General features: G+C 36.8%; 17 protein-coding genes and 1 tRNA gene. All 18 read left to right on the top strand.

What is annotated here, in order from left to right:
- Nucleotides 1-38 precede the first annotated feature (38 nt).
- The 18 genes from J0X14_RS15335 to J0X14_RS15250 all read left to right on the top strand — a co-directional run bounded on the left by J0X14_RS15335 (nt 39) and on the right by J0X14_RS15250 (nt 20,816).
- The gene (locus J0X14_RS15335; protein WP_207098693.1) at nt 39-908 is read left to right on the top strand and encodes a sugar phosphate isomerase/epimerase family protein; all 870 of its coding nucleotides are present in this window, start codon (nt 39-41) and stop codon (nt 906-908) included.
- Nucleotides 909-986: 78 nt separating this feature from the next.
- Nucleotides 987-4,166 (top strand): PVC-type heme-binding CxxCH protein, encoded by a 3,180-nt coding sequence (locus J0X14_RS15330; protein ID WP_207098692.1) that lies wholly within the window; start codon nt 987-989, stop codon nt 4,164-4,166.
- Between the two features lie 8 nt (nt 4,167-4,174).
- A complete protein-coding gene (locus tag J0X14_RS15325; RefSeq protein WP_207098691.1) occupies nt 4,175-5,302 on the top strand; it encodes a ThuA domain-containing protein in 1,128 nt (375 codons plus the stop codon).
- A gap of 136 nt (nt 5,303-5,438) precedes the next feature.
- Nucleotides 5,439-5,515: transfer RNA gene (locus tag J0X14_RS15320), tRNA-Arg, on the top strand.
- A 126-nt stretch (nt 5,516-5,641) separates the two neighbouring features.
- Nucleotides 5,642-6,778, top strand: a complete 1,137-nt coding sequence (locus J0X14_RS15315; RefSeq protein ID WP_207098690.1) for a site-specific integrase — start codon at nt 5,642-5,644, stop codon at nt 6,776-6,778.
- A gap of 73 nt (nt 6,779-6,851) precedes the next feature.
- Nucleotides 6,852-7,598 (top strand): hypothetical protein, encoded by a 747-nt coding sequence (locus tag J0X14_RS15310; protein ID WP_207098689.1) that lies wholly within the window; start codon nt 6,852-6,854, stop codon nt 7,596-7,598.
- Nucleotides 7,599-7,937: 339 nt separating this feature from the next.
- Complete coding sequence (locus tag J0X14_RS15305; RefSeq protein ID WP_207098688.1) at nt 7,938-8,603, top strand: recombinase family protein; 666 nt, start codon at nt 7,938-7,940, stop codon at nt 8,601-8,603.
- A gap of 175 nt (nt 8,604-8,778) precedes the next feature.
- A complete protein-coding gene (locus tag J0X14_RS15300; RefSeq protein WP_242528054.1) occupies nt 8,779-10,515 on the top strand; it encodes an amidohydrolase in 1,737 nt (578 codons plus the stop codon).
- 3 nt (nt 10,516-10,518) lie between these two features.
- The gene (locus J0X14_RS15295; RefSeq protein ID WP_207098687.1) at nt 10,519-11,745 is read left to right on the top strand and encodes a carbohydrate porin; all 1,227 of its coding nucleotides are present in this window, start codon (nt 10,519-10,521) and stop codon (nt 11,743-11,745) included.
- A 59-nt stretch (nt 11,746-11,804) separates the two neighbouring features.
- Nucleotides 11,805-13,574 carry an amidohydrolase gene (locus tag J0X14_RS15290; protein WP_207098686.1) on the top strand — a complete coding sequence of 590 codons (1,770 nt, stop codon included), beginning with the start codon at nt 11,805-11,807 and terminating at the stop codon, nt 13,572-13,574.
- Nucleotides 13,575-13,942: 368 nt separating this feature from the next.
- Entirely contained in the window at nt 13,943-14,989 is a 1,047-nt protein-coding gene (locus J0X14_RS15285) for an alpha/beta hydrolase (protein ID WP_207098685.1), read from the top strand.
- 98 nt (nt 14,990-15,087) lie between these two features.
- Nucleotides 15,088-16,014 carry an alpha/beta fold hydrolase gene (locus J0X14_RS15280; RefSeq protein WP_207098684.1) on the top strand — a complete coding sequence of 309 codons (927 nt, stop codon included), beginning with the start codon at nt 15,088-15,090 and terminating at the stop codon, nt 16,012-16,014.
- Between the two features lie 208 nt (nt 16,015-16,222).
- Nucleotides 16,223-16,729, top strand: coding sequence for a hypothetical protein (locus J0X14_RS15275; RefSeq protein WP_207098683.1), 507 nt, complete (start codon nt 16,223-16,225; stop codon nt 16,727-16,729).
- A gap of 462 nt (nt 16,730-17,191) precedes the next feature.
- On the top strand, nt 17,192-17,542 hold the full coding sequence (locus J0X14_RS15270) for a DUF5713 family protein (protein ID WP_207098682.1): 351 nt from the start codon (nt 17,192-17,194) through the stop codon (nt 17,540-17,542).
- Nucleotides 17,543-17,577: 35 nt separating this feature from the next.
- Nucleotides 17,578-18,039 (top strand): YcxB family protein, encoded by a 462-nt coding sequence (locus tag J0X14_RS19215; protein ID WP_207098681.1) that lies wholly within the window; start codon nt 17,578-17,580, stop codon nt 18,037-18,039.
- A 206-nt stretch (nt 18,040-18,245) separates the two neighbouring features.
- The gene (locus tag J0X14_RS15260) at nt 18,246-18,656 is read left to right on the top strand and encodes a hypothetical protein (RefSeq protein WP_207098680.1); all 411 of its coding nucleotides are present in this window, start codon (nt 18,246-18,248) and stop codon (nt 18,654-18,656) included.
- A gap of 436 nt (nt 18,657-19,092) precedes the next feature.
- Nucleotides 19,093-20,256, top strand: coding sequence for a hypothetical protein (locus tag J0X14_RS15255; protein ID WP_207098679.1), 1,164 nt, complete (start codon nt 19,093-19,095; stop codon nt 20,254-20,256).
- A 53-nt stretch (nt 20,257-20,309) separates the two neighbouring features.
- Nucleotides 20,310-20,816 (top strand): hypothetical protein, encoded by a 507-nt coding sequence (locus J0X14_RS15250; protein WP_207098678.1) that lies wholly within the window; start codon nt 20,310-20,312, stop codon nt 20,814-20,816.
- Nucleotides 20,817-20,851 lie beyond the last annotated feature (35 nt).

Genomic DNA, 20,851 nt, shown 5'->3' with positions numbered 1-20,851 from the left:
CACCATATTAAGACTACAATTAACTACAAACCATAACAATGAACAGGATTTTAACTACAAAAGGAATTTTCACTCTTTTTTTGGCACTATGTACAATTGCAATTTCCGCTCAGGAGAACTATGGCGGTCTAGCACTCTATACCGTAAGGGACAATATGGGAGAAGATGCCAAAACAACGCTTAAAAAAGTGGCTGATGCTGGCTATGCCTATATTGAGGCGGCTGGATATAGTGATGGGAAATTCTATGGGATGACCCCAGAGGACTTTAAGGCCTATCTGAAAAGTTTAGGGCTAAAACCCGTAAGTACTCATCAAGGGTCTGCTACTTTGGATAATATCGATGACGAAATCAAAGCTGTAAAAGCGGCTGGCTTTGAATATTTTACCATTCCCGTCCCTCCAATGGGACTTTTCACCTTTAACGTTGAAAATAGGACTATGGGCATGAAGGGTACTGCCGCCAATTTAGCGGAAATCCTTACCGAAATGGGAAAAAAATGTGAGGCTGTCGGTTTAAAATTGTTGTATCATAACCACGATTTTGAATTCAAAAAGAATGAGGAAGGGATTGCTCCTATTAACTATTTATTGGAAAACACTGACCCAAAGTATGTAAACTTTCAAATGGATTTATACTGGGTGACCAAGGCAGAAGCTGACCCACTGGCCTACTTTGAAAAGTATCCAGGTCGATTTAAAGCTTGGCACGTAAAGGATATGGATGATGAGGGTCGTTTTGCTCCAGTTGGACAGGGTTCAATCGATTTTGCAAAAATATTGGCAGAAAAAGAAGAGTCTGGTATGCTCTACTATTTTGTGGAACAAGACCAAACCTTTGACGGCCTAAAACCGTTGGAGGCTATAAAGATCAGTCGTAAAGGCCTAGCCAAACACGGATTTGAATAATCAGTAGTACAATTTTTAAGTCACAGCCCTGCCAAGCAGGGCTATCTTATTTTATAAAACAAACCACTTAAATACCAAATGAAGATTGTCAGTAGCCTAAGCTATTCCTTGTTGTTCCTATCCTTTGTTTTCTTCGGATGTAAAGAGAAAGTAGATTCTTTGAACCTTGTTATTGATGAAGGTGAGCATATAGTTCTTATAGGAAATAACCTTGGTTCTCGTATGATGAACTTTGGCCATTTTGAGACTGAGATGCATCTTAGAAATGCTGAAAAACAATTATACATCAGAAACATGTGCGATGGAGGGGATACCCCAGGTTTCAGGGCGCATTCAGGTAGGTTTTCCCCTTGGGCATTTCCAGGGGCAGAAAAGTATCAAGATGAATTGGCGAACTTTTCAAACAGTCAAGGTCATTTTGAAACACCAGACCAATGGCTGACAAGACTTAAAGCGGATAAGATCTTGGCATTTTTTGGGTACAATGAGTCATTCAATGGAGCAGAGGGCTTGCAAGCATTCAAAGAAGAATTATCTGATTTTGTGGATCATTCCCTAAATCAAAAATACAATGGATTAACAGCCCCAGAGCTTATTTTGGTATCCCCAATTGCTTTTGAGGATAGGTCCAACGATTTTGACTTGCCCAATGGGGAAGTGGAAAACCAGAATCTAGAAATGTACACTCAGGCCATGAAAGAAGTGGCCGAAAAAAGCAACGTAGGATTTGTAGATGTTTTTCACCCCACAAAAGAGTGGTTTGCCAGTGATGAAATCTATACCATTGATGGTTTTCAGTTGAACGATAAGGGATATAAGAAGTTTTCCAAGCTTTTGGTGGATATGGTGTTTGGGGAAGGCCAGAAGACCATGGAAGAAAACCGAGAATTGGTAAAACAAGCGGTTTTAGAAAAGAATTGGTTCTGGCACGACGATTACAAAAGCCCCAACGGAGTACATGTTTTCGGGCGTAGGTACAATCCTTTTGGCCCTGAAAACTATCCTGATGAGATAAAAAAGAAACGGGAAATGACCGCAATTCGCGATACAGCCATTTGGAGTGCAGCTAAAGGTGAATCGTATGATTTGGCAGTAGCCGATGCCAGAACCCACAAATTGCCCAAAGTCGAAACCAATTTCACCAACGGGGACTATGGTAGGGGAGAAGCTAAATATTTATATGGAGAAGAATCGTTGAAGACGCTAAAAATGGCAGATGGTTACAAAATTGAACTGTTTGCCTCAGAGGAAGATTTCCCTGATTTGGCAAACCCTGCACAACTCTCATTTGACAATAAAGGGCGCTTATGGGTGGCGGTGATGCCGACCTATCCGCACTATAAACCGGGTGACCCCAAACCAAATGACAAGCTTTTGATCCTTGAAGATACCGATGGGGACCATAAAGCCGATAAACAAACAATTTTTGCTGAAGGCCTGCATATTCCAGCTGGATTTGAACTTGCCCCCGAAGGAGTTTATGTCTCTCAAGGAACCAATCTAAAATTATTGATAGATACTGATGGGGATGACCATGCAGATAAAACAGAAATTGTGCTAAGTGGTTTTGACGACCATGATACCCATCATGTGATCAGCGCTTTTTGTGCAGACCCATCCGGAGCAATACTAATGGGAGAGGGTGTGTTTTTACATACCAATGTAGAAACCCCATATGGGCCCGTTCGGGCAACAAATGGAGGTTTTTATAGATACAGTCCACAGCAGAAGAAATTGCAACGTGTAGCCCAAGTTTCCATTCCTAATCCATGGGGAACTGCTTTTGATCGCTGGGGACAACCCTTTTTTCTGGAAACATCGGGCCCTGAGGTACGATGGATGTTACCGGGCAGTATTAAAAATCGATATGGACAATTTAATGATCGTGGCCCCAGTCTTCTCAGACAAGAAGATATGGTACGGCCCACTTCAGGATTGGAGTTTATTTCCAGCAGACATTTTCCGGATGAAGTCCAAGGAGATTTGCTCTTGAATAACACCATTGGGTTTCTGGGAATGCGTCAACATAAAATTACGGACACCGGAAGTGGTTACAAATTGGAAAAAAGACAAGACTTGATTGAGGGTTCGGACAAAAACTTTAGACCCGTTGATATGGAGTTTGCCCCAGATGGCTCATTGTATTTGGTGGATTGGCACAATGTATTGATTGGGCATATGCAACATAATGCCAGAGACCCCCTTCGAGACCATGTGCATGGTAGAATATATAGAGTTACTTACCCCGATAGACCCTTGGTAGAGCCTGCGGTTATTGATGGAGCTCCTGTAGAAACCCTGCTCAATAATTTAAAACTACCAGAATATCGAACAAGGTATAGAACTAGGAGAGAGCTGCGAGGGCGTAACGCAGATGAGGTTACTAAGGCCATTGAAAATTGGGTGTCGAATTTGGATGAATCCGATGAAGGCTATGAGCACCATCTTCTGGAAGCTTTGTGGGTAAGCTGGGGTGCTAACAAAATCAATTCAGATGTACTAAACCGCTTACTTGGAGCCACGGACTATCGAGTACGTGCGGCTGCTGTTCATGTTTTGGGTTATGCGGGACACCAAATCAATGACCAGAAAGAACTTTTGCTTAAAATGGCTGAAGATGGGAATAGTCGTGTAAGAATGGAAACTTTGGTAGCAGCATCATGGATGCCAAAAGAGGATGCTCTGGAGATTTTGAAAAAGGTTGGTGACCAACCTATGGATGAATGGCTCAATGTTCCATACGAGCGTGCCATTGCACATGTGAAAGGGGAGAATCTTGCCCCAAAAACCGAAGAAGTCTTCACCCATTTAGAAGGAGCGGACCGCGAAGTATATCTAAAAGGAAAGGAAATATACGAACGGGAGGGATTTTGTATTACCTGCCATCAAAAGAATGGTGAGGGTCTGGCAGCAACTGGATATCCGCCATTACGACAATCAAAATGGGTGGTTGAAAGTGAGGAAAGGCTAATTAAAATAACCTTGAATGGCATCATGGGACCTATGGAAGTTCAAAATCTTCAATACGATGGTCAAGTTCCCATGACTCCTTTTGGTGGCATGTTGAACGATGAAGAAGTCGCAGCAGTACTGACCTATATTAGAAATTCTTTCAGTAACAGAACTTCGGTCATTAGCCCAGAAAAGGTTAAAACGGTACGAGAGGAAATCAAGGATAAACAAGGGTTTTATACCGCCGAAGAATTGTTGAAAGCACATCCACATAAAAAAGTAGAAGGCAAAGCCTTGGTAAACTAATGGGAGCCATGAAGAAACTTTGGATTATAGGGTTGGCATTGGTCGTTTCAATGTCCTGCAAGGAACGGAGCAAAGCCGAAACAAATAATGAACCGTTGGAAGCCAAAATAGAAACCTTCCTGTCGTTCAAAAGCGGAGGGGACCAGAAAACATCAAAAAAGATAGTGCTGGTTTCCGGTGATGAAGAATATCGCTCTGAAGAACTACTGCCGCAACTGGCCAAAATTTTAAGTCAAAAACATGGTTTCGATTGTATGGTGTTATTTGCGCAAGATTCAACCAAACCTGGAATTGTAAATCCTAATCATCGTTTCAATATTCCCGGATTGGAGCAATTAAACAAAGCTGACTTGGTCATTTGGTTTACCCGATTTAGGGAACTTCCAGAAAAGCAGATGCGCTATGTTGAGGAATATCTTTTGCAAGGAAAGCCGCTTATTGGTATTCGTACTGCTACACATGCGTTTAACTTTGAGGATAAAACCCATCCTTTTGTGCATTATGGATGGAACTATGAAGGAGATAATGAAGCATGGAAATGGGGCTTTGGTAAGCAGATTCTGGGTGAAACTTGGTATGTGCATCATGGAAACCATAAACAGCAAAGCACTAGGGGAATATTCGCTGAAAGTGCAAAAGACCACCCCATTTTAACGGGAATTGAAGATGGAGCTCTTTGGGGGCCAACAGATGTATATGGGGTTCGAACCCCGATTAGTGATGATGCCGAAATATTGGTATATGGTAAGTCCATTGAACGAGCAGGTTCCTTTGATGAAGCCGATGTTTTGTATGGCATGCGTGAAACTGACTCCCTTGCCGCCAAGGTTTCTGGCTCAAATAATAAAACCTATGACCCCAATGAAAATATGCCCCCTATTGTTTGGCTAAACTCCTATCAATTGAAAAGCGGGAAAAAAGGCAAAGCGCTGACATCGACACTCGGGGCCGCAACCGATTTTTTGGATGAAGATGTGCGAAGGCTTTTTGTGAATTCTGTCTATTATATGCTAGGCAAAGAGCCACCACAAAATGCAGACGTTGATATAGTTGGGGAGTACAATCCGACCCAATATGGTTTTCATGATGATGCCTATTGGGAGACTAAAAATTTACTTGTAAAAGATTTAAAGTAAGGGATTTGAATACAAAATCAATTTTATCTTTTTTCAACGTAAGCAATTTTATATCTTTGCGCCCGCAAACTTAGGTCGCGTAGCTTCCCGAAACAGGTTCGGGACAGGCAGTTTCGCCACGCGATGGAGGAATTAAGGTCGCGTAGCTCAGCTGGATAGAGCATCTGCCTTCTAAGCAGACGGTCGAAGGTTCGAATCCTTCCGCGATCACCACCCGAAACCCCCAGTATTTATGGGGGTTTTTCATTTTTTATACTTTTTTGTTAGACAATTATAGGGCGAAATTCCGTATAAATAAGTAGCTTAACAGAATTATTTCCGACCTATTTCCGACCCATTATGAACCTGTCAATTACTGTCAATAAAAGAAAATCAAAGAAAACAAAGAAGGGTTTTCCCATTATTGTCTATGCGTCGCATGATTACCAGGATAAAGAATGGAGAACAGGATACTATACTGAACTTTCTGACTGGAATTCGCAACGCTCTGTACCAAAGGCAAAGCATCCCCAATACTATTTTTTACTTGATTACCTTAATGCATTAAAAGTAAGATTGAATGAAATCAGCTTGGAATCCACTAAAAGGCCTTTGTCATTTGAAGAGGCAAAAACTTGGGTTTTTAATGAAAATAGGGATTCATTCTATCAGTCTGCAATGAATTTATTTGAAGAGGGGTATAGGGGAACTGATTGGAGTGCAATAAGGAGATTTAATAAATATTATCCATATTCATCCTTTACTAATGTTTCAAATGAAATTGCCCTTGGATTTAGAGATGAACTGTTAAAGCAAGGGAACAAACCATCTGGTGTTGACAGCTATATACGTTCTTTAAAAGCTCTATGGAACAGATTGTCCAATAAACCAAACCCTTTTAAAGGCGTGGTAACAGAGATTCCGGACACTGTAAAAAGGGTAGCCTCTCACCAAGACTTATTAAAACTAATTCAGTCAGAAATTCCTAACAATACCGGATTCAGTGGTTTTTACCACTATAGAAACTATTGGTTGCTAATGTTTTATCTAGGCGGCATTGACCCAGAGGTGTTGGCAAAGCTCAGATATGATAAGCATCTAATTAATGGTCGGATAGTCTTTAATAGGGATAAGGGAAGATCCAAGACCGCTTGTAACAACCTAATAGCTGAACAAGCTTGGACCATTCTGGAGCAATACAAGAAACCAGACTGTCCGTATTTTGTACCAATACATCTTTCCTCGAATTATAAGACGTTTTCCGGCAATTTCTGCAGGAGGTTGAGGGAACTTAGCAGGAAGTTGGACTTGAGCATTGAATTACGACCCAAATCCGCTAGGTACACTTTTATTGATCGTGCCCAACAATTGTTGATTGATGAAAGGGTCACAGCCCAGATTGTCGGGCACAAGAGAAGGACCACGACGAGCATCTACACAAATGATTTCCCCTTAAACTTTCAAGACGATGCACATTTGAAAATCATAACTGTTTAAAACTTTCTGAAAGATGGTTTAAGTTCTATCAAACGCCTAACGGTAAATCCTTAATTTATAATAAAATTTAATTATGAAGAATACCGTGGATAAACATCCTTTGGCCGTTAATTTCAAGAAATTGTTGAAGTACAACCTAAATGTATTTTCCATTGATGAAGTACTTTTTTTTGAATGGTTGATTGTCAAACAAAAATGTTTTGGCGATGATTTCTTTTACTATCAAACCAAGAGGATCATTGATGAAATAGGAATCAAAAGGTCAAGACTGGAAACCATTAGGGCAAAGTTTCTGGATTATGGATTGATGATTGAAAGAAGGGGAGCCTTGAACATGACCCATTATTATGTCAACTACGATTTCATCAGTAATCTTGCCGGCGATATGATAAGGAGAATTTACCTCGAAGAATTTCTTTCGGAGGTTAGGACTTTGAATTTTAAGGATTCAAAATCCATATCCGAAGAAGAAAGGGAAATGACTCTTGCCTTGATAACACGAATGGACAGTGTTTACAATGAATGTAGGCATGTATACAATAGTTTGAACCATGGTAGTGACTTAACGCTCAACGCCAACCTGGATTATAACAACAAATCTCTCTATCAAATGAATTTGTTAAGATTAAGATATAACGTGGATACAATTCTGGAGACCTTTGGGTTTTATATTGATAATTTACTTGATGAAAAGGACTATACGCCTCACGCATTGAATAATTTCTCCAGCTATGATTCGCAGCTTGATGGATTTCCTGTGTTCAGCCATTACTGCAACAAGATTTTCAATGATAGGAGCCAAATGTTTTTAAGCAGTTGAAATCTACATTCCCTATGTTGATTTCTACAAACTGGATTGTATATTTCTACATGATAAAAGAATAATAAAAGAAATATTAAAAAAGAATAATCGAGGATTCATAGTATTTATTTTTTTGTTTTTTAAAAAAAGGGGTATGGGGTAGAAACAACTTTATGTTTTTTAATTAAACATCGCACCCCAGTGGAAATTTTACTCAGGAGAAATTTTGGGAGGGGGGGGGTAAATAGGTTACCGTTTTATTGAACTTTCATCCAATACAAGTTCACTGATTCTAAAGAGTTTACTTTTTCGGTACACTTAAATAGTTTACCTTATATACCCTTTATTACCCCTAAGATGAAGTTCGGTTATGCAAGGGTGAGCACAAAATCACAGAAACACGATTTGCAGGTGGATGCCTTTCTTAAGGAAGGAATCAAACCCAAGAACATCTATGCCGATATTTCATCAGGAGCAAAAGCTGAACGAAAGGAACTCGATGAACTTTTATCCATTTTGAGGGAAGGTGACACCCTTGTTGTCTGGAAACTGGACCGAATCGCCAGAAGCCTTTCACACTTGACCAAACTCATCGAGGACTTCGAGAAAAAAGGAATCCACTTCAAAAGCATTCAGGAAAATTTTATTGATACCACTTCCCCTCACGGAAGATTCATCTTCAACCTTTTTGCATCTGTTGCCCAATTGGAACGAGATATTATTATTGAACGTACAAGGGCAGGAATGGAAAGCTCAAGAAGGCGTGGATTGAAAATTGGTCGGAAGCCTGGTCTCAGTAAACAGTCATTGAACAAGGCTATGTTGGCGGAACGGTATTACAGGGACAACAAACTGAGCATAGAAGAAATCATGAAACTAATAGATGTTGGTTCTAAAAAGACTCTCTATAAATATTTGGCACATCAAGGCAGAAGAAAGTGTATTGAATGTGGAAACCTGTTTTGGGACAAGAAACAAGACTTGGAGACGGCTTATTGCAAAAAGCATGAAAAGAAAACATAAAATACTTACTTCATATTTCTTAAAACTTCTATTAATTATTTAAATTTATAGCAATCAACCGATTTTCATCGGTTTAAAAAACACTCCCCCCCAGAATTTTATTGATTTCCTCTTTCTAATTTGCAAATACAAATGGATATTCAATACATATAATCAATTGTAAACATCATCAATCATGAAAAAATCAATTCAATCTTGTATACTCTTAGGTCTGTTTATGCTTCTTTTTTCGTGCAAAAACTCAGAAAATGAAAAGGAAACTGCGATAGATCAAAATTTGACGCTTTACTTCAATGGTGATATCATTACCGTTGAGGGTGATACCCCCAACTATGCAGAGGCTCTTGTCGAAGAAGATGGAAAAATAATTTTTGTTGGGGACAAAAGTGCTGCCCTTGAAAATTACGCGAATGCCAATCAAGTGGACCTTGCTGGCAAAACCATGGTTCCTGCATTTATAGATGGACACGGGCATTTTTACAATACTGGTTTTGCGTCAATAGTTGCCAATTTACTGCCTCCACCCGATGGTCCCGGAGGAAATGTTCAAGAGCTTGTTGATGCCATGAACGAATGGAAAGAAACTGATGATGGAAAGTTCGTGGTAGAAAAATTTGGATGGATTATTGGTCATGGGTATGACGATTCCCAATTAACGGAAAAAGATCATCCAAAAGCGACTGACCTTGACAAAATCAGTACGGACCTGCCTGTTTTACTCATTCACCAGTCGGAACATTTGGGAGTAATGAACAGCAAGGCATTGGAAATGTCTGGCTATAACAAAGAAACCAAAGACCCAGAAGGTGGTCACCTAAGAAGAAATCCAGATGGCAGCCCCAATGGGGTTTTGGAAGAAAAGGCGATGTACGCAATACTTTTTCCCTTGTTGGGGAAAGCAGATGCAGAATTTGCAATGCGTTGTATTGATAAATCGCAAGAGGAGTATGCCAGCAATGGCTATTTAACTGTTCAAGATGGGCGAACCACACCAGAACAAATGAACATTTTTAGGGAGGCTGCCAATCAAGGAAAATTCTATTTAGATGTTGTTTCTTATCCCGATATCGATGTGTCGAACTTTGTTATGGACAGCATTTATTACAGTAAAGACCATACCTATAAAAACCATTATCGTGCAGGTGGGGTAAAATTGACCTTGGATGGATCTCCACAAGGAAAAACAGCATGGCTGACCGATTGTTACCATGTAAATCCTGTGGGTAAAGAAGGGTGTTACAAAGGATTTCCGATCATGGATGATGCCAAGGCTGAAATGTACATAGAAAAAGCATTTCAAAACCAATGGCAAATTATATGTCATACCAATGGGGATGCAGCAATAGACCAATACCTCAATGCCATTGCCAATGTAGAGCAAAACTATAATTATCCCGACCATAGAACCACCATCATACACGGGCAAACCTTACGTAAAGACCAGATTCCAATTGTAAAAGAGCTTGAAGTGTATTGTTCACTATTCCCAACACATAGCTTCTACTGGGGCGATTGGCACAGGGAATCTGTTTTAGGAGAACCGCGTGCAGGTTATATTTCACCTTGTCGAGATGTTATCGACGCCGGTATCAACCTAACTTCCCACCACGATGCTCCGGTGATATTTCCTAAATCCATGAGGGTTTATGACGCTACCGTTAACCGTGTGACCCGTACTGGAGCTGTTTTGGGGCCAGACCAACGAATTACACCTTACGAAGCCCTTAAATCCTTAACGATTTGGGGTGCCAAGCAAAACTTTGAAGAAGACACCAAGGGAAGTTTGAAAGTGGGCAAAATTGCTGATTTGGTTATTTTAGATAAAAATCCTTTAAAGATTGACCCCATGGACATTCACACGATTCAAGTTGTTGAAAGTATAAAGGAAGGAAAATCTATATATAAAATGTAGTCCATGGGAATCAAAAAGCTTCTCATTCCATTTGCATTTTGTCTTTGTGGGTTTCTTTATGCCCAAACGGAATCAAATTCCAAGTATCTAACGGGTAATTGGAATGGGACCAGGGACAGTTTGGAAGCCAATGGAATTATCTTAAACCCTAGGCTTACTGTATTCAGTCACAATTTTGTGGCCGGTACGGGATCAAGTGACTATGCATTTAATGGAAAGGCACAATTGGATGGAAAATTCAATGGTAAAATCTTGGGATTAAGCCGTTGGACTTTGGTTACAAAGTTTGAATACAACTTTGGTAATGCTTTAGATGGTTCTGGCAATGTTCTAATACCCAAAAATACCGCTGTAACATTTCCAGGATTTACCACTGGTGAACGCTTCGATATAAGTAGTGTATATTTTATATATGGATGGAAACCTGGTAATCAAGTTTTATTTGGAAAAATAAATATGGTTGATCTCGTTGCTGGCACTGCATATAGTGGTGGCTCAGGTTTAGATGCTTTCTGGAATTTAGCATTTGCTGCTCCTGTTTCGGGAATCACTCCGCCTTATATATTTGGGGCTATTTCCAACATTACAGGTGAAAAATTAAAATGGACATTTATGGTTTACGATCCTGCTAGTGTTGCTGGTAAAACAGGTTTAGAGTCTCCTTTTAGTGAAGGTGTTACGCTCTCTGTTTCGCCTAGTTGGAAAGTAAACATTGGTAACTCTAAAGGAAGTCATGCTGTTCGCTTAGCTTACAGTACACAAGATGGAACCAACCTTTACAATTTGGGCGACATTAACCCTCCGGTAGATGTTCCTTTAAGTGATAAAGATAATAGATTTTACGTTAGTTACAGCTTTAATCACCCACTAATGACTATTGATAAAAAACACAGTTGGGGACTATTTGGACAATTTGCAATATCTGACGGAAATCCAAACCCCATTGATTTTAGCTTTCAATTAGGAGTTGGAGGTAACAGTTTTATTAAAAACAGAACTCAAGACAAATGGGGTGTAGCAGTTTACGAATATTCCCTGAGTAGTATTGTCGATGACAGTGCGGAGCAATTAGGAATCCCACTACGAGATGAGATAGGTATAGAAACTTTTTACCAATATTGGTTAAATAATTGGGTCTCCATTGGTGCCGATGTACAAATCGTCAAGCCAATTTTAAAAAATAGTGATACCGCTGTTTTCATTGGCTTTAGGTCCTCAGTAAAATTCTAAGACGTTAGCTTAAAAAACACCCTTTCACTAAACAAATTGTCAATAATAAGTACCATAAGATGAAAAACACATTTGCATTTTTATTCGGAATTTGTCTACTGTTAATATCATGTAACAATAAATCCAAAAAAGGTGAAGGATCTGTTGAAGCTGTGGCGGAGCCATATCAACTAAAACAAACCATTTTTTACAATGGTGAAATCATTACAATGGAAGGTGATGAACCACAATATGTTGAAGCTGTAGTAGAGAGAGAAGGGCAAATAATATTTGTAGGAAGCCAAGATGAAGCTTTTGAAAAATATGAAGATGTCGCTAAAAAGCATAACCTTAATGGAGAAACCATGATGCCAGGTTTTGTTGAGCCACATATTCATGGATCAATTGCAGCAACTATGTTGCCTAACGAAATTATTGCTCCATATGATTGGGTTTTGCCTAATGAAACCAAAAAAGGTGTTTCTGGGCATGAAAATTACATTGCACGCATCACCAAGTCAATCAATCAAAATGCTACCGAAGATGCTATTTATATAATTTGGGGATATCATCAACTCTGGCATGGAGAATTGAATAGGGAGATGTTAAATAAAATTGCTGGCAATAAACCCGTAGGTATTATCCACCGTTCCTTTCATGAAATTTTTGTGAACGATGCTGCTATAAATATGATGGGCATTAATGAAGAGGAATTTAAGGACAATTCGCAAGTAGATTGGAAAAATGGCCATTTCTATGAAGGTGGCTGGCTGGCTTTAGTGCCCAGAATAGGGAATTTATTCTTTGCTAAAGACAAATACCTATATGGCTTGGAACAAATGAGTCAGTTAATAACAAAAAATGGTATTACAACCGTTGCTGATCCAGGTTTTCCGAATTCAAGTTTTGAGTTGGAATACAACTTCCTTAAAACCGAAATGGACAAGAAGCCTCCCTACGATTATTATATCATTCCAAATGGTACGCAGTTATATGGTATGAGAGGAAACAGCAACGAAAAGGCTAAACAATTTTCCGAGACATTGACAGATAGCTTGGATACCGAAAACATAAAGTTTTTGCCAAAACAAATCAAACTATTTTCTGATGGCGCTATTTACTCCCAATTGATGCAGATGAAGGGAGACTATACCGATGGCCATAAAGGAGAGTGGATGACCCCACTGGATTTATTTAAAGAGCAAACAGAACTCTATTGGAGCGATGGTTATAAAATTCATGTTCATGCCAATGGTGATTTAGGAATTCAAATGGTAGTAGATAATGTAGTAGAGCTGCAAAGGAAACAGCCTCGAGAGGACCATCAATTTACCTTGCATCATATGGGATATTTCTCGGATGACATGGCTGAACAAATAGCTAATCTAGGCATAGAAGCTTCGGTGAACCCTTATTACCTATGGGCTTTAGCCGATAAATATTCGGAAGAAGGACTAGGGAAAGAGAGAGGTGAAAATTTAGTGCGGGTAAATTCTCTGGTTTCACGAGACATTCCAGTATCCTTTCATTCCGATTTTTCAATGGCACCTGTTGAACCGCTTACTTTAGCATGGACTGCCATTAATCGTGTAACTTCACAAGACACTAAGGTCTCACAAGACCAGCGTATCAGCGTTTTTGATGGTATGAAAGGTATTACCATAGATGCCGCAAGAACAATAATGCTTGAGGACAAGATTGGCTCTATAAAAGAAGGCAAACAAGCCGACTTTACCATTTTAGCTAAGAATCCATTTAAGATAGATCCAATGGAAATTAAGGACATTAAAGTAAAAGGCGTGGTGTATAAAGGACAATTTCATATTAATAAAGTAGCGAATTTGAAATAGCCCCTCGGCAACGCGGCTCCCAAAACACTACGATAAGTCTATTTGGTTGCTTAATAACCAAATTCACCTATGAGCTTTCTGTAGAATCATCAGAAGGGTAAGATTGTACTGTCTTTTTTTATCCTTTTTGAAAGTTGAAATCAACGATGATGCTAATATATACCATAAGTAAACCCTAAAAATTTATTCTTCTATAATCTGATTAATTAAATGCAACAAAAGGGATAAGGCTACATAAAAACTGATAATTATAATAAGGAAGTGCTCTACTTTATCAATAGTAATAAGGTAAGGACAATAACGTGCTATATCGTTGTGCAACATATTTCATATCTTTATTAAGGGCTAATAATCAAACAGATAACAATATGAAACTGAATATTTTAATAATAGTAGTTCTTTTTATGGGATATTCAGTTTTTGCACAATATCCTACTGGCACCGTTCAAGTAGATAGTTTATATTCTAAATCTTTAGAAAACATTGCTGGTGAAAAACCAACAAGAAGTGTTCATATATATCTACCACCAGAATACGAACAAACCAAAAAAAAATATCCTGTTATCTATTACTTGCATGGCTTTTCAGGGAGTGATTCAAAGCAAATAAATGAACTCAAATTAAATAATTTGCTTGATAAAGGAATAGCTATCGGAAAAATAAAACCTGTAATTGTTGTTATACCTAATTACCATACTTTATACAGAGGGAGTTTTCACACCAATTCACCTTTGACTGGAAATTGGATTGACTTCACAGCAACAGATTTAGTTAATTATGTTGATGAGAATTATAGAACAATTAGAAAAAAGGAAAGTCGGGGAATTACTGGGTTTTCAATGGGAGGCTATGGCGCAGTAAAATTAGCCATGATGTTTCCAAATACATTCGCTAATGTTTATTCTTTTTCAGGTTGTTTAAGTTTATACAATGAGCTTGGAGCCAATGGTGCCGTATATAAGAAGTTACAAGAAATTGATTCAAGAGAAAAGTTAATCAAAGATTATGACCACTTTTTAGAAAATGCAATAATTGCGATGGGACAAGCATTTTCACCAAATAAAGATAAGCCGCCCTTTTATGCGGATTTGCCATTTTATTACGAATCTGACAATTTAATTACAGATGCTAACACTATCCGTTTATGGAATAAACAGTTTTTACATAATATGGCTGATGAATATGTTGACAATCTCAAAAAACTAAATGCCATAAAATTAGATTGGGGAAGAAATGACCAATTCGGCTTTGTTCTATTGGGCTGTAGAGAATTAAGCAGAAAATTAGAGGATTTAGGAATAAAACATTATGCAGAGGAATACATTGGAAACCATGGAAATAAACTATGGACTGATGATGGACGCGCTCTAAATGATATGCTTCCTTTTTTTGATACTAACCTTGAGTTTGAATAAAAAAGCCTGTACAACAACTTGTATAGCATATAGCTAAAACCTATCCTCTAAATATTCTTGTCTTTATAAATATCTGATAATATGTTAAGTACAAAACCATGAAACTAACCACCATTGTAAGTGCTCTACTTTTTATTGGACTTACTTCTTGCAAACAAAAAAGTAATCAAAATGTAAAAGAAAACCCAAACGATATTGAAACTCAATCAATAATTGTCAATTCAGAAAAATTACATTATATCATAAAAGGAAATGGTGAACCTTTAATTTTTGTTCATGGACACATATCTGACTATCGTACTTGGAAAAATCAAATTGATACATTCTCAACAAAATATAAAGTCGTAGCATATTCCAGAAGGTATGCCTACCCTAATAAAAGGGTATTCAATGAAAAAAACGATTTTTCGCCAAAAATTCATAGTGAAGATTTAATGGAACTCATTAATGTTCTCGGCTTTAACAAGGTGCATCTAGTTGGTCATTCATATGGTGGATATACTGCATTAGAAACGGCTCTAAATAATCCAAATAGGGTAAAATCGCTTGTATTAGGAGAACCTCCCGTACTTCCATTATTGAAAAATAGTAGGCGAGGTGATAGCTTGTTTAATGAACTTAAACTAAATGCGCTTGAACCTTCAAAAGATGCTTTCAATAAGGGTGATAATGAAAAAGGCGTGGCAACTTTTGTTGGAGGTGTAATGGGTGACAGTTCTATTTTTTATAAAGTTTCACCAAAAGTCAAACAAATGTGGATGGACAATTATGTAGATTTAAGAGGGTTAGTATCAAAGCAAGAATTTACAAAAATTGATACTACTCAGCTTAAAAAGCTGAATATTCCTGTATTGTTAATCAAAGGGGAATTTTCCCCAAAACGATTTTCACTTATTATTGACGAACTTGATAGATTTTTACCTCAAAATAAGACGTATACCCTTTCGAATTCATCACATGGATTACAAGGTGAAAACCCTGATGATTTTAATAAAGAAGTACTCAACTTTATCGATAGAAATTGAATTAGAATAATAACGTGCTACAAAAATGCAAAACCGCAATTACCAAACCGAAAAATATTAACTTGAATCCGTACCTAATGGTTATACGAGACCGCTAAAAGTTCAAATTAACGATTCACATAAACAGGTTATACGAAATTTGAAAATGAGACTTTTAATAATATTTTCATTATCTCTCCCAATATTATGTCTGGCCCAATCAAACCAAGTGATGGCAGACACCTTATATTTTGATGGTTTTTTAGGTGTAATCCAACCAGAGTGGTACACTCCGAAAGGCCAAAGAAATATTTTCCCAAAGAACCGTTTTATGCCTTCAAAATCAGATATCCAACAGTTCGAGCAGGAGTTCTTAAAACAATACTCTGATGCAATAGAGAAACATCACACACTCTACTATGAACGAGAGAAGGAATTTCGTGAAGATTTTTCCAAGGAAGGCTGGGGAGAAGTGGTAGATTACAAAAACCGAGGAGCCAAAACAGGGAGAAAAGCGGAAAGAAAACTTAAAAGAGAATTCGACGAATATAACAGGACTTATTATGGTGTAGAATTAAATGGGATTCGTTTCCTACGAATTGAATTTTCACCACATAAAGAAAAATGGGTAGAGATATATGGAGCGGGAGAATCGCTATTACAAAATTATCCTCCTTTAATGTTTGAATTGGAAACTGGACTTCTAAGTTTAGCTGGGTGGACAGGAAAAGAATAATTGAAAAAAATAACTGATTACAAGAATTAATAGTCAACTAAAGTTCAAATAAACGATGACTTAGCCAATGGTGATGTTTGAATTTATATTGTATCAAATAGCCCTGGTATTTGTAATCAGATACTACTACAGAAAATACAAAGGAAAGAAGGACTGGGCTTCTGTATATTTGGCGGGAATGTTCGTTATAGGATTTGGACTGATCAACTTTTTCTTAATTCTATGCCTAATTGAAAATCGTTCCATCACTATGGTTATTTGGAATCTGATCGTCTCTAAAATTTCATAAACTTTAAAACTACAGCTCCTCGGAATTTGACCGAACAGGGATTTATAGAAAATTCCTACATTTATAAAAGTTCAAATAAACGATTACTCTAGATGAAGAAAATATACTATTTAATCCTGATTATATTTTTTACAGCGTGTAACATTGGTAAATCACAAAATTCATCCTCCAAGATGATAGAACAAAGTCAGCTGTTAAATACCAAAATTCAAGACTATCCATTTTTGGATTGCATGTACAATGACACATACTTCCCTGAAAAATTAGTAGATAAATGCATGAATATCCTTTTGGAGTTGAGCTACAACATTGAAACAGAGAAACCAAAGAGCATAGAAGAATTATATAAACTATCGCATTCCTCGACTAATAAATTAAATGATTTACAAGACGAGTTTTTCGCAAATAATAGCGAGATTGAAACAGTAGCGAGAGAGTGTTTGGCGAGGGATTTTGAATTTATATCAATGGCATATGGCTTTGATGCCGATATAGAAGAATTGATAGCCACTAGGGATTGGTGATAAAAGTTCAAATAGACGATAACATACAACTGAAAGTGATTAAGCAGAAAATATCTCAAAAAGACAGGGTAAAAATATTTTTTTATGAATATTATTTTGGACATGGAGCCAATATTTCTGTTACAAGAGTGATTGGTGGCCCTTTAATCTTAATATACGGACTTCACCTGTATTTCAATGAAAATAATAGACTAGGAATTGGTTATGCGGGATTTATGGTTTTGTTCGGATTTTATTATTTGCTAAAACCCTTGGTCATTATTTTAACACAAAAATCGTGGTATAAAAATTTTGATCTTGACTATAAAATTGAACCTGACAAAATAATCGTTCAATCGGGTAAAAGTAAATCTGAATTGGATTATTCGGATTTAAAAAAAGTGCTGAAAAGGAAAACATACTTTGCATTGAAAACGAAAAGTGATCAAGGAATTTATTTGCCAATAAAGCTCCTATCACCAAATGAAACAGAAATTCTAAATAAACTGAAAAACTAGCGCTAATAAAAACTGAATCAGTACATATTTCAAATAACCGATTAAATGATTTTTGAGGCAATTATTGATTTCTTTTCGGAAGTAGTCCTTAGAAAATTATGGAAGGCCATAGGCAATGCTTTAAATTATGTAGACAGCATAATTTTCAAAAGGAAAAAGAAGTAAAGTATAATTTAAGAATTAATACCTCAATGAGATATTTCTGTTTGTCAGTTTTTATTATTCTGGTTTCAACTGAAATCTTTTCTCAAGATTCTTTTAGTCTCGGATACTCCAATAAAGGATGGAATTATGGATCTGCTGGTGCAATGTTTCAAAGAAGTGTTTTGATATTGAACAGAGATAGTACTTATGTAGAAATCCATGAATCCTATTTAACAAGGAAATTGTACCAGAAGAAACTTCCCTGGGATTTGAAAAGGACTTTTGGGGAATTCAAGGTTATTGGAGATACATTGATTTTAAAAGATAAGGATAACCCGAGTAAGACTCCTGAGATTTTTATTATCAAGAGTAACAGGCGAATTAAGTATTTTGATAATGATTTGAAAACGGAATACCCAAAAAGTTGGAAAAAAATATTGTCTCCTAAATTAGGGGACTTGCGAATTAAATAATCAAAGTTCAAATAAACGATTGTCAAGATCAATCTTATAAAAACAAAAATGACCAGGATAATAAAAAATGATTGTATCTAACATTGGAATAGTAACTGTTATCACCATTTTATTATTTGGACTTCCAATATTGTGGAGTACCAAAAAGAAGGGTCTTTGGAGTTCATTCAGTTTTGTTCGGCTTTTAAAATCATTGAATATTTCACTTTTGATACAAGTAATTGTTGGGCTAATTTTAATACTTGTGACTTGGCTATGGAATTTATCAGAGTTTGAAATTCCTAGTTTGTTAGGCGGGACAACATATACCTATTTGGTAATCGGTTTAATGATTTATTTGCCAACATTGGTTGTATTGAATTTATTAAACTTATTATTTAAAAATATTTCAAATAAAAAACAATAGAAGTCTAGGCTTTTATAGTTCAAATAAACGATGAAGAAAATCTTCTGCCTTTTAATATTAGTGTTCTATTCAAAATTAACGTTAGCACAGAAGAAGTCAGAAGGTAATGCATCTGGGTTTAATCAGATTATTGAAAAATTTACCGAATCATTGAAGTGGGACCCATTTTCAGGTCGAGTGAATGATTCGGTTAGTCCACAAAATCTCTATGAAACTGATGAGTTTAAGTTATCAATTAGTGAAAACCCTATTCCCTTCGACACCTTCCACAAAGTCTTAATAAATCCTTCCTTTACTGATGATTTTGAAGACTATGATGATAATTATATCAATTACCCTGTTTCATATTCTGTAATTTATGACAACCGCCTTGTTTCTTTATTTCGTAATGGCAGATTTGTATGTCATAGTCTAAAGGATTTCAGCAGAGATATAACTTTTGAGAACAAATTGAACTCCAAAAAATTTAAATACCATTGGGTAATCAATGGAGAACTTGGAGCTTTATCAGGTAGTACAATCTATCTGTACAGCAATGGAAGATGGATAAGGTATAAAGAAAGATTCCCATTGGAGAGCCAACCAAAACTGTTTGAGGATGAAGATTATATTGTATTCAATGATTGCAATGGTGAATGGGGAGGCATAGTGTATTTTTATGATAAGGAAACAGAAGATATATACTTCACCGAGTCAACTTGTTCTAATACTGTAATAAAAGATCGAACTAGCTACTTAGTAGTAGCTCATATGGGGCATATGATGGGTTCCACGAGCATAAAGGAAATCAAGAATCTGGGTTTACTGGAAAAGTGTACTAAAAGCTTCTTGAATAAAAGGAGAAAAGGAAGAATTTTGAATTACTATGACGATTCTTCTGCATTCGAATATAGGTTTAAAGGCTTCGAAATATTACTTTTTTCAACTTTTGAAGTTGATGACCGTAGATTATATTTAGCACATATCAATGATATGACCTTCATCGTTGAATTAAAAAATCAAAGAATTGAGATTGTAAGCCCCCTGTTCAATGATGGATTTTATACACATACTCCAACTACTAAAACTTTTGGACCTTATACGTTAATAAATATGGATTATTATGGAACAGCAAAAGATAAAGAGGTCTCTATCCTAATATTGAAAGGAAATACAATCACTAAATTAGACTGGAATGAAATTCAAAATCTCTAAACCTAAAAGATATTAAAGTTCAAATAAACGATTATTGAAAAACCAAAAATAGGGTGAATCAAAACTGGAGTGCAATAAATAAATCATTGGGAATAATCGAAATTCTATTCGGTATTTCGGTTATGATATTATCCATTTTCAGTTGGTATATGATTCTAAACAATTTGGAACAGTTTGGATTGAGCAGGGAAAGAGTATCCTTTATTAAACTAATTGAGCAATCCCATTTTGTTTTCTTAATAGGATTGCTTGGTTTGGTGTCAGGCATTCTTTTGATTAAGCGTAAACGATTGGGATGGATTACAAGCGTATCAAGTTTATTGGTGTACCCTATTGCGATAATTCTAATATTGAGGGATAGATTTAGTGAAGGTATCGAATTGTTGGAAGACCGAGGAGATTACGTAATTACAGGAATAATTATATTCCTATTACTTGGTTTAGTGGTCATTTTGACCCTAAGGCCAATTAGAGATTTTTACGGTATTAAAATTCGTGATTGGGCTATTTCTGGAACAATAGTAATATTGTTATCCCTCGATAAATTAATTTTCACTTAAAACAAAGTTCAAATAAACGATTGGAATAAAAATTA

This window comes from Allomuricauda sp. CAU 1633 (assembly GCF_017313225.1).
Lineage (GTDB): Bacteria > Bacteroidota > Bacteroidia > Flavobacteriales > Flavobacteriaceae > Flagellimonas.
Note: the sequence above shows the minus strand (reverse complement) of the source record. Positions and strands in the feature narration are given on the sequence as shown.